This is a genomic window from Actinomadura viridis, from assembly GCF_015751755.1.
GTDB classification, from domain to species: Bacteria; Actinomycetota; Actinomycetes; order Streptosporangiales; family Streptosporangiaceae; genus Spirillospora; species Spirillospora viridis.
Genome location: NZ_JADOUA010000001.1, coordinates 5,839,025 through 5,849,217, shown reverse-complemented (window position 1 = coordinate 5,849,217; position 10,193 = coordinate 5,839,025). Strand labels below are relative to the sequence as shown.

The window sequence follows — 10,193 nt, the reverse complement described above, 5'->3', positions numbered from 1 at the left end:
AGACCAGCACAGAGATCAGACCAGCACGGAGTTTCGGAGGTCATGGTGCCCTGGCTGCCCCACCGGGCGGGAACGAGCGTCCCTGCAGAGACGGCGGAGGGAGACGCCCCGTGAGCGCACGCAGAGTGCGGGTGCCGTCCCTGTTCGGTGACGGCGGCGATCCGGGCACGGAACGCAGGCCGGTGCCCGAGGAGGCCGGGCAGCGGCGCCGCTTCCTGTTCGCCGTCCCGCCGCTGGCCGGGCATGTCGCCCCGACGGTGGGGGTGGCCTCGGAACTGGTCCGGCGCGGGCACAAGGTCGCGTGGGCGGGCCGGCGGGCGTTCCTGGAGCCGCTGCTGCGCCGCGGCTCGCAGATCTTCCAGGCGGAGGACGAGGCGTCCGCCGCCCGGCTGGACCGGGCCCGGGACGAGTGGCTCGGCATGCGCGGGCCGGACGGGCCGAGGTTCCTGTGGGAGGAGTTCGCGATCCCGCTGGGGCACGCGATGATGCCCGGGCTGGAGGCGGCGGTCAAGCGCTTCCGGCCGGATGTGGTCGTCTCCGACCAGCTGGTGGTGGCGGCCCCCGTCGCGGCCCGGCTGCGCGGCCTGCCGTGGGCCACCTCCGCGGCCACCTCGGCCGGGCTCGTCCGGCCGCCGCGGGACCTGGCCGGGGCCGAGGAACGGGTGCGGGAGCTGATCGGGGGGTTCCAGCTCGCCCACGGCATCGACGACCTGATCGACCTGCGGTTCTCCGACCACCTGGTGCTGGCGTTCACCACGGGCGCGCTGATCGGCGACACCGCGTTCTTCCCCGATCACTTCGCCTTCGCCGGGCCCGCGCTGCGGCGGCCGTCGACGGGCGACTTCCCGTGGCGGTGGCTGGACGAGGGGAACGGGCGCCCGGTGGTGCTGGTCTCGCCCGGCGGGGACGGCCCGGAGGGCGTACGGCTGGCCTGGGACGCGGCCGAGGCCGTCGCGGACATGGACGTGCGCGCCGTCATCGTCGCCCCGCCCGAGGCCGTCCCCGGCCCGCCGCCCGGCGTGCTGGTGCGGGAGCGGGTCCCGCGGCTGACGCTGCTGAAGCGGATGGCGGCGGTGGTCTGCCAGGGCGGGCACAACACGGTCTGCGAGGCGCTGGCGAACGGGCTGCCGCTGGTGGTCGTGCCGGTCCGGGCCGACCAGGAGGCGGTCGCGCGGCAGGTGGCCGGCGCGGGCGCGGGGATCATCGTTCCCGGCGGCCGGGCCGGGGCCGCCGGGTTGCGGTCCGCGCTCGGCGCGGTTCTGGACGGAGATGCCCCCAGGGAGGCGGCGGCGCGGGTGGCCGAGTCGTTCGCCGCGGCCGGGGGCGCGGTCCACGCGGCCGACCGCCTGGAGAAACTGGCCTGACGCCGTTCCCGCGGACCGCCCCGCGCCGGCCGGCCCCGCGCCGGCCGTTCCCGTAGAGCGCCCGTGCCGGCCGGTCCTGCCGGGCCCCCGCGCGCACCGGTGGTCAGAGCTTGGGCGTGAAAGGGCGGCGGTGGCCCGGGGCGTCGGGCCGGGCCTGCCCGCGCAGGGCGGTCTCCACCAGTTCGATGCCCTGGAGCAGGCCGACCAGCCGCGCGCCCTCGCGGCGGTAGGTGTCGAGCACGGCCTCGATGCCGTGGGGCGGTACGACGTCCCCGAGATCGACCCGGGCCGTGCGGAAACCGGCGCGGGCGGCGTCCACCGAGGCGTTCACGTGGTGCCGCGCCATCCTGGCCAGGGCGACCGGATAGCGGCGCAGCACGCCGTAGCGGCGGTACTCGGGCGGCACCAGCTCGAGGAGCCAGGCCGTCGCCGTGTCCTCGAAACGGTCGGTGCCCGGAGGATGGACCTGGGCGGGCCATCCGGGTGGGACGTACGCGCTCACATCCCCACGATAGGTTCCGTCCCCTACTGGGACTCGCCGGGCTGAGGCTGGCCGGGGGTCTGGGACCGCCGGATCCGGATCTTGCCGGACTGGAGGTCGTCCCGTCCGGAGTCGCCGGCCATGCGGTGGTCGTCCTGGCGGCGCGTCTTCTGCGCCTCCTGCTCCTCCATCTTGACCTTCTTGGAGCCCTCGAAGGCGGAGGCCAGGTCCTCGAACATGCCGCCGCCGAATCCGGCGCCGGTCTCGCCGTCCCCGCGGATGGCGCCCATCAGGGACGTCTTGCCGGTGCCCTGCTGGGGCCAGTCGACGACCTCCGGCTCGGCGGCGGGCTTGGGCCTGCCGAGCGCACGGCCCTTGACGCGCTTGCGGCGACGGAAGGGTGACTTCACACGAACTCCAACGCGACGGGTCTCCGAATTGATCCCGTACCTCGCGGCACGGGTGGGAGAGCAGGCGAAGCCTCCCCTCCGCGGAGCCCGGGGGTCGCCCGGAGCGTCCCGCGGAGAATCACACGATAACCGGTGCGGCCGCCGGCCCTCCGCACGGACGCGGGGGGCGGCGCGGCACGCCGCCGCGATCCGCGACCGGCTCGGCTGGAGCGGTCTGAGCCGATAGCCTGCGGGATGTGCGCCTATCCCATGTCATCGAGGTCATCGAGGAGCTCTATCCCCCCTCCTGGGCCGAGCCGTGGGACGCCGTCGGGCTGGTGTGCGGCGACCCCGGCCAGGAGGTCCGGCGGGTGCTGCTGGCCGTGGACCCGGTGGCGGCCGTGGTGGACGAGGCCCTGGAGTGGGGCGCCGACCTGGTGATCACCCACCATCCGCTGCTGCTCCGCCCGGTCAACGGCGTCGCCGCCACCACGCCCAAGGGACGGCTGATCCACCGGCTGATCACCCACGGGGTGGCGCTCTACACCGCCCACACCAACGCCGACGTGGCCGATCCGGGCGTCTCCGACGCCCTGGCCCGCGCGGTCGGGCTGGCCGGGGAGCTGCGTCCGATGGTGCCCGCCGCCGACGATCCGCGCCGCGGCCTGGGACGGATCGGGGAGCTGCCCGAGCCGGTGCCGCTGCGCGCGTTCACCGCCACGGTGGCGGCCGGGCTGCCCGCCACCGCCTGGGGCGTACGGGCGGCCGGCGACCCCGAGCGCACCGTCCGTACCGTCGCGGTCTGCGGCGGCGCGGGCGATTCCCTGCTGGACACCGCCCGCGCCGCCGGCGTGGACGTCTACCTGACCGCCGATCTGCGGCACCACCCCGCCTCGGAGTTCGCCGAGCACGACGGCCCGGCGCTGATCGACGCCGCGCACTGGGCGACCGAATGGCCCTGGCTGGCCGACGCCGAACGCCGCCTCGCGGGCTCGGCGGGGGACGCCGGCACGTTGGAGACCCGGGTGTCCACGCTCGTCACCGACGCGTGGCGCCTGCACGAAGAAGGAGCACAGTGAAAGCCGCACCGCAAGCCCAGCTTCGCCTGATCGACCTCCAGGAGCTCGACAGCACGCTGGACCGGCTGGCGCACCGCCGCCGCACGCTGCCCGAGCTGGCCGAGGTCGAGCGGCTGGAGGCCCGGCTGACCGAGCTGCGCGACGCCATCGTCGCCGCCGAGACCGAGGTCGGCGATCTGGACCGGGAGCAGAGGAAGGCCGAACAGGACGTCGACCAGGTCCGGGCGCGGGCGGACCGCGACCAGAAACGGCTCGACTCGGGCCAGGTGACCTCCGCCAAGGACCTCAGCGGGCTCCAGGCCGAGATCGCCTCCCTCCAGCGCCGCCAGTCCGACCTGGAGGAGGTCGTGCTGGAGATCATGGAGCGCCGGGAGGAGGCCGACGGCAGGGTCGCCGCGCTGCGCGCGGAGCGGACCGAGGCCGAGGCCGAGCTGGGCGCCGTCACCCAGCGCCGCGACGGCGCTCAGAAGGAGATCGACGAGGAGGGCGGCGCCACCGCCGCCGCCCGCACCGCGGTCGCCAAGGACGTCCCCGGCGACCTCCTGGCCCTGTACGAGAAGCTGCGCGGCCAGTTCGGCGGCGTCGGTGCCGCCAAGCTCTACCGGGGCGCCTGCCAGGGCTGCCATCTGGCCCTCAACACCGTCGACCTCAACCGGATCCGGTCCGCCGCCGAGGACGAGGTCGTCCGCTGCGAGGAGTGCCGCCGCATCCTCGTCCGCACGCCCGAGTCGGGCCTGTGACCGCGGGCCGGAGACTCGTCGTCGAGGCCGACGGGGGGTCCCGGGGCAACCCGGGCCCCGCCGGGTACGGCGCGCTGGTCCGGGACGCCCTCACCGGCGAGGTGCTGGCCGAGGTGGCCGAGGCCATCGGGCACGCCACCAACAACGTGGCCGAATACCGGGGGCTGATCGCCGGGCTGCGCGCGGCGGCCGCCCTCGACCCGGCCGCCCGGGCCGAGGTGCGGATGGACTCCAAGCTGGTCGTCGAGCAGATGTCCGGCCGCTGGAAGATCAAGCACCCGGACATGATCCCGCTGGCCCTGGAGGCCCGCGAGGTGGCCTCCGGCCTGGACGCGGTCACCTACACCTGGGTGCCGCGCTCCCGTAACGCCCACGCCGACCGGCTGGCCAACGAGGCGATGGACGCCGCCGCCCGGGGCGAGGAGTGGAGCCGCGACGAGGGACCGGCCGGAACGGCGGCGGACCCGGCGGGCGGCAGCGGGCGGGAGGCGGCCGGAGACTCCGCCCCGGCCTGGTCCCCGGCCCTCGGATCGGCCACCACGACCCTCCTCCTGCGCCACGGCGAGACACCGCTGTCGATCGAGAAGCGTTTCGCGGGCGTCGGGGACGTCCCGCTGACCGACACCGGCCTGGCCCAGGCGCGCGCCGCGGCGCAGGCCCTCAAGGGACGGGGCGTCGACGCGATCGTCACCTCGCCGCTCGGCCGCTGCCGCGACACCGCGGCCGAGGTCGCCGCCGCCACCGGCGCCGGGATCAGGACCGAGGAGGGGCTCCGCGAGACCGACTTCGGCGCCTGGGAGGGGCTGACCTTCGCCGAGGTGGGCGAGCGCTGGCCCGCCGAGCTGAAGTCCTGGCTGGCCGATCCCGCCTCCGCCCCGCCCGGCGGCGAGAGCTTCACCGCCGTCGCGCGGCGCGTCCGCACCGCCCTGGACAAGATCAAGGTCCGGTACCGGCACCAGACCGTCCTGGTCGTCTCCCACGTGACCCCGATCAAGCTTCTGGTCAGGGACGCGCTGGGCGCGCCGATGGCCTCCCTCTACCGGATGCAGCTGGACGTGGCCTCCCTGTCGTCGATCGACTGGTACGACGACGGACCGGCGACGTTGCGCTCGTTCAACGACGTCCACCACCTGCGGGTTTGACCGTCCCGGGGCTTCCACTGCGGCGCGCGCTCGCCTAGCGTGCGAAGGAGGACGCCGCCCGTGGAGGTCCCGGTGACCACGAAGATCCTGCTGGACGAGTCACACCTGCCCGCCCGCTGGTACAACGTGCGGGCGGACCTCTGCACGCAGCCGCCACCTCCGCTGCATCCGGGGGACCGCAGCCCGATCAGGCCGCAGGACATGGCGCCGCTGTTCCCGATGGAGTTCATCACCCAGGGGATCATCTCCACCGACCGGTTCGTGGTCATCCCCGAAGAGGTACGCGACGTCTACCGTCTCTGGCGGCCCACCCCGCTGATCCGGGCCCATCGCCTGGAGAGGGCGCTGAGGACTCCCGCGCGCATCTATTTCAAGTACGAGGGGATCTCCCCGACGGGGTCGCACAAACCCAACACCGCGGTGGCCCAGGCGTACTACAACGCCCGTCAGGGCGTCCGCCGCCTCACCACGGAGACCGGGAACGGGCAGTGGGGGAGCGCCCTGGCCTTCGCCTGCGCCCAGTTCGGACTCGAATGCGACGTCTGGATGGTCAAGGCGTCCTACGACCAGAAACCCGCCCGCCGCAGCATGATGGAGCTGTACGGCGCCCGCGTGCACGCCAGCCCGTCCGAGGAGACCTCCGCCGGAGCCAAGGCCCTGGCCGAGGACCCGTACTCACCCGGGTCCGTGGGGATCGCCATCAGTGAGGCCGTCGAGGCGTCCGCCGCCCCCGACACCCGCTACGCGCTGGGCAGCGTCCTCAACGCCGTCCTCCTGCACCAGACCATCATCGGCGAGGAGGCGCTGGAGCAGATGGCCGGCGACCCGCCCGACCTGATCGTCGGCGTGGTCGGCGGCGGCTCGACCTTCGCCGGCCTGGCGTTCCCGTTCCTCCGCGAGAAGTGGTCCGGCCGCTTCGACCCGCGCTTCCTGGCGGTGGAACCCGCCGCCTGCCCCTCGCTCACGCGGGGCCGGTACGCCTACGACTACTTCGACGCCGCGGGTTTCACCCCGCTGTTCAAGATGCACACGCTTGGCCACGACTTCGTACCCGGCCCCATCCATGCGGGCGGCCTCCGCTACCACGGCATGTCCCCCCTCCTCTCGCACATGTACGAGCTCGGCCACTTCGAGGCCACCGCCAAGAGCCAGCGCGAATGCTTCGATGCGGGCGTCCTGTTCGCCCGTACGGAGGGCATCGTCCCGGCGCCCGAGCCCAACCACGCGCTCGCCGCGGTCGTGGAAGAGGCCCGCCGCTGCGCCGAGACCGGCGAGGCCGAGGTCATCCTCACCGCCCTGTGCGGTCACGGCCACTTCGACATGAGGGCCTACGAGCGCCACCTCTCCGGCCGGCTGGAGGACCCCGAGGCGCCCCCCGAGCAGATCGAGTCGGCCCTCACCCACCTCCCCTGAAACCCCGGTAACCTTGGGGGTACGGCGGACGAGCCGGCCGGACGGCCGCGTCGAGGCGTTGCCTCGCCGAGGAAGGTCCGGGCTCCACAGGGCAGGGTGGTCGGTAACGCCGACCCGGGGTGACCCGCGGGACAGTGCCACAGAAAACAAACCGCCACCTCTGGTGGTAAGGGTGAAACGGTGAGGTAAGAGCTCACCAGCGCCCACGGTGACGTGGGCGGCTCGGTAAACCCCACCCGGAGCAAGGTCAAGAAGGGCGGCCGGCAGGCCGCCCGCGCAGGTGCCCGAGGGCGGCCCGCCCGAGCCTGCGGGTAGACCGCTGGAGGCCGCCGGCAACGGCGGCCCGAGATGGATGGCCGTCCCCCGCGCGAGCGGGGACAAAACCCGGCCTACAGGCCGACTCGTCCGCCCCCCGGCCGCTCTCCCCGCCGCGTACGGCCGGGGCGGCCCCTGCGTACGTTCGCGGGAGCCGCCCGGTGCGCGGTCACGTCAGTCGTCGGTGGGCAGGGCGCGGGGGTCCAGGACGAGTCGGGTGCCGGGGGATTCGGCGACCTGCAGGGTGCGCAGGTGCAGAAGGGCCGGGTGCTGCTCCAGGATCCGGGCGGCGTTGGCCAGGGTGCGCAGCGCGGCGGCCTCGCCGCGGGCCCGCTCCAACTCGGCGCGGCCCCGTTCGCGGGCCAGCAGGGTCTCCTGGGCGGCCCGGCGCAGTTCGCCCGGAGGCATCAGGTCGCGGGCCTTGACCTCCGAGACGGTGACGCCGACGGTGGCGGCGCGTGCGGCGACGGGTTCGGCCAGCCCCTCCGACAGGCGGGCCCGGTCGGTCATCAGGTCCTCCAGCGAGGCGCCGGCCACCACCTCGCGGATCGCGTCCTGGACGGCGGCGTAGAGCACGCGGTCGGCGTTGTCGGACGCGGTGGCGTAGGCCACGGGGTCGGAGACCGCCCAGGTCGCCATCACGCTGACCCGTACCGAGACGCCGTCCCGCGTCAGCACCTCCTGCCCGCTGACGTGCATCTGGCGCGGGCGCATCTCCACGGTCACCAGCGTCGAGCGCTTCTCCTTGTAGCTGTGCCGGCCGGGCTCCAGGACGCGGTCGAGCCGCCCGTCCACGAACAGCAGCACCCGCTGCCACTCCATCACGGTCACATGAGCCATCAGGTACCTCGATTCGCGGGGGGAAGAGCGGTCCTCCCCGGCCGCCGGCGCGCGGCGGGGGCGTCCCGGGCCGTGGCCCGGAGCCCGCAGAGCCGCACGGCCGCGCCGCCGTGGCGGCAGGCCGGGGAGGACCGCCCGAGAGGACTCGAACCTCCTTGGGGCGGACCCCGTACCGGGAAAGTCGGTCGCCTCGGACGCGCGGAACGCGGACCGGCGATACCCGGTGCGCCGCTCGAACGACCGCGTGATCAACGTAGAGCCCGGCGGCCCCGGTGGCGAACGGATTTCCTCCCCGGCCGGTCAGCCCGTCACGGGCCCGTCGGGGCCCTCCTCGCGCTGGTAGACGTCCGGGACGCCGTCGTGGTCGAGGTCGGCCGTCTCGGCCTTGTGGATGCGGCGGTAGACGCGGTTGCGCATCCGCAGGACCACGGCCGCCAGCAGGCTGGCCACCAGGGACGCGGTCAGCACGGCGATCTTGACATGGTCGTCGGCCTCGGACGCGCCGCCGAACGCCAGCTCGCCGATCAGCAGCGAGACCGTGAACCCGATCCCCGCCAGCAGCGCCAAGCCGAGGACGTCGACCCAGGCCAGGTCGCCGTCCAGCTCGGCACGGGTGAACCGGCCCACCGCCCAGGTCGCGCCAAGGATCCCCACCGGCTTGCCCAGCACCAGGCCGACCATCACGCCCAGCGCGATCGGATCCGCCAGCGCCGAGCCCAGGCCGTCCAGGCCGCCGAAGGCGACGCCCGCCGACAGCAGCGCGAAGATCGGCACCGCGACGCCGGCCGACAGCGGGCGGAAACGGTGCTCGAAGTGCTCGGCCAGCCCCGGCCCGGCCTCCGGGCCCCCGGCCCGCTCGCTGCGGGCCACCGGCACCGCGAAGCCCAGCAGCACTCCGGCCACCGTGGCGTGGACGCCCGACTCGTGGACGAGCATCCACGTCGCGAACGCCAGCGGCAGCAGCAGCCACCACGAGCGCACCCGCCGCTGCACCAGGAACGTGAAGGCCGCCAGCGGCACGAACGCCAGCAGCAGCGGCCCCACCGCCAGGTCGGAGGTGTAGAACACCGCGATGATCACGATGGCGATGAGGTCGTCCACCACGGCCAGCGTCAGGAGGAAGGTGCGCAGGGCCGAGGGCAGGAAGCGGCCGATGACCGCGAGCACGGCCAGGGCGAACGCGATGTCGGTCGCGGCCGGGATCGCCCAGCCCTGGGCGGCGCCGTCCGTTCCCGAGGTGACCACCAGGTACAGCAGGGCGGGCACGACCACACCGCCGACGGCCGCCATGACGGGCACCAGGGCCCGCCGCGGGTCGCGCAGGTCGCCGGCCACGAACTCGCGCTTGAGTTCCAGCCCGGCCACGAAGAAGAAGATCGCCAGCAGCCCGTCGGCGGCCCAGGTCGCCAGCGAGAGGTCCAGATGCCAGGACGCCGGGCCGACCGTGAAGCCGCGCAGAGAATCGTAGGAATCGGACCAGGGGGAGTTGGCCCACACCACCGCGATGACCGCGCCGGCCAGCAGCAGCGCCCCGCCGATGGTCTCCTGGCGCAGGATCTCCGCGATCCGGCTCGCCTCAGGCCACGTGCCCCGGCCGAAAAGCACCTTGCGCCGCGTGGTCGTTCCGCGTGCCGAATCGCCCACAAGCCCCCCAAAGGTCGACAAATGCCTCATAAAATCGCCGACCAGACTTCCCGGCACACCTGCCACCACTTTACGGGATCCTCGGGACCGGGCAGGTCACCGGACCGTGAAGGAAGCCGATACCGGGTCGCTGGTGATACCCGGTATCACGATGGTTTCCGCTGCATACACTGGACATATGGAGCCGGAAAAGGGTTCGCTGCGTGACCGCAAACGGCGGCGGGCGCGCGAGGCGATCATCGCGGCGGCCCACGAGCTGTTCGCCGAACGGGGCTTCGACGGCGTGACGGTCGCCGACATCGCCGAACGGGCCGAGGTGGGACGGGCCACCTTCTTCCGCCACTTCGGCGACAAGCAGGAGGTCGTCTTCGGCGCGACCCGGCTCCAGGAGGCGGCCCGCGCCGAGTCCGCCCGGGCCGAGGCCGCCGCCCCGATCGGGGACTCCCTGGACGCGGCCCTGTCCCACCTGCGCGACGTCGTCGTGACGTTCGCGCGGCGGCTGACCGAGCACCCCGACGCGTTCAGCCGCCACGAGCGGCTCGTGGCCGCGCATCCCGAACTGCGCGCCCGCAGCCTGACCAAGCAGCGCCGCTACGCCGAGACGCTGTACGCGCTGCTGCTCCGCAACGGCGCCGGCCACGAGACCGCCACCCTCGCCGCCGAGATCGGGGTGGCCTGCTACCACGCCGGCCACACGCTCGCGGAGGGCGATCCGGAACGGCTCGCCGGCGCGGTGGACGCGGCGTTCGAGCGGCTGCGTTCGCCCGGAGCGTGATGGGGTTCCCT

The 10,193-nt window shown here is 74.1% G+C and carries 10 protein-coding genes and 1 other RNA gene; 7 read left to right on the top strand and 4 right to left on the bottom strand.

Features of this window, described 5'->3' with window-relative positions; all coding sequences use genetic code 11:
* The first annotated feature begins 110 nt into the window (after positions 1-110).
* Positions 111-1,364 carry a glycosyltransferase gene (locus IW256_RS26520; RefSeq protein WP_197013543.1) on the top strand — a complete coding sequence of 418 codons (1,254 nt, stop codon included), beginning with the start codon at positions 111-113 and terminating at the stop codon, positions 1,362-1,364.
* 103 nt (positions 1,365-1,467) lie between these two features.
* On the opposite strand, the gene IW256_RS26515 is transcribed toward IW256_RS26520, so the two are convergent.
* Positions 1,468-1,866, bottom strand: coding sequence for a hypothetical protein (locus IW256_RS26515; protein WP_197013542.1), 399 nt, complete (start codon positions 1,864-1,866; stop codon positions 1,468-1,470).
* Between the two features lie 23 nt (positions 1,867-1,889).
* Positions 1,890-2,255: a DUF6191 domain-containing protein gene (locus tag IW256_RS42835; RefSeq protein ID WP_197013541.1), complete on the bottom strand. Its 366-nt coding sequence runs from the start codon at positions 2,253-2,255 to the stop codon at positions 1,890-1,892.
* Positions 2,256-2,491: 236 nt separating this feature from the next.
* On the opposite strand from IW256_RS42835, the gene IW256_RS26505 reads away from it, so the two are divergent.
* From IW256_RS26505 to rnpB, 5 genes are all read left to right on the top strand, one after another.
* Complete coding sequence (locus IW256_RS26505; RefSeq protein ID WP_197013540.1) at positions 2,492-3,313, top strand: Nif3-like dinuclear metal center hexameric protein; 822 nt, start codon at positions 2,492-2,494, stop codon at positions 3,311-3,313.
* Positions 3,310-4,053, top strand: a complete 744-nt coding sequence (locus IW256_RS26500) for a zinc ribbon domain-containing protein (protein ID WP_197013539.1) — start codon at positions 3,310-3,312, stop codon at positions 4,051-4,053. Before IW256_RS26505 ends, IW256_RS26500 begins: the two co-directional genes overlap by 4 nt.
* Positions 4,050-5,195: a bifunctional RNase H/acid phosphatase gene (locus IW256_RS26495; protein WP_197013538.1), complete on the top strand. Its 1,146-nt coding sequence runs from the start codon at positions 4,050-4,052 to the stop codon at positions 5,193-5,195. Before IW256_RS26500 ends, IW256_RS26495 begins: the two co-directional genes overlap by 4 nt.
* A 72-nt stretch (positions 5,196-5,267) precedes the next feature.
* Entirely contained in the window at positions 5,268-6,608 is a 1,341-nt protein-coding gene (locus tag IW256_RS26490; RefSeq protein WP_307829103.1) for a TrpB-like pyridoxal phosphate-dependent enzyme, read from the top strand.
* Positions 6,609-6,637: 29 nt separating this feature from the next.
* An RNA gene (gene rnpB, locus IW256_RS26485) (RNase P RNA component class A) lies at positions 6,638-7,016 on the top strand.
* Between the two features lie 81 nt (positions 7,017-7,097).
* On the opposite strand, the gene IW256_RS26480 is transcribed toward rnpB, so the two are convergent.
* Positions 7,098-7,763 (bottom strand): slipin family protein, encoded by a 666-nt coding sequence (locus tag IW256_RS26480; RefSeq protein WP_197013536.1) that lies wholly within the window; start codon positions 7,761-7,763, stop codon positions 7,098-7,100.
* Between the two features lie 300 nt (positions 7,764-8,063).
* Positions 8,064-9,368, bottom strand: a complete 1,305-nt coding sequence (nhaA, locus tag IW256_RS26475) for a Na+/H+ antiporter NhaA (RefSeq protein WP_307829101.1) — start codon at positions 9,366-9,368, stop codon at positions 8,064-8,066.
* Between the two features lie 217 nt (positions 9,369-9,585).
* Between nhaA and IW256_RS26470 the strand changes: the two genes are divergently transcribed.
* Entirely contained in the window at positions 9,586-10,182 is a 597-nt protein-coding gene (locus tag IW256_RS26470) for a TetR/AcrR family transcriptional regulator (RefSeq protein WP_197013534.1), read from the top strand.
* Positions 10,183-10,193: the final 11 nt, after the last annotated feature.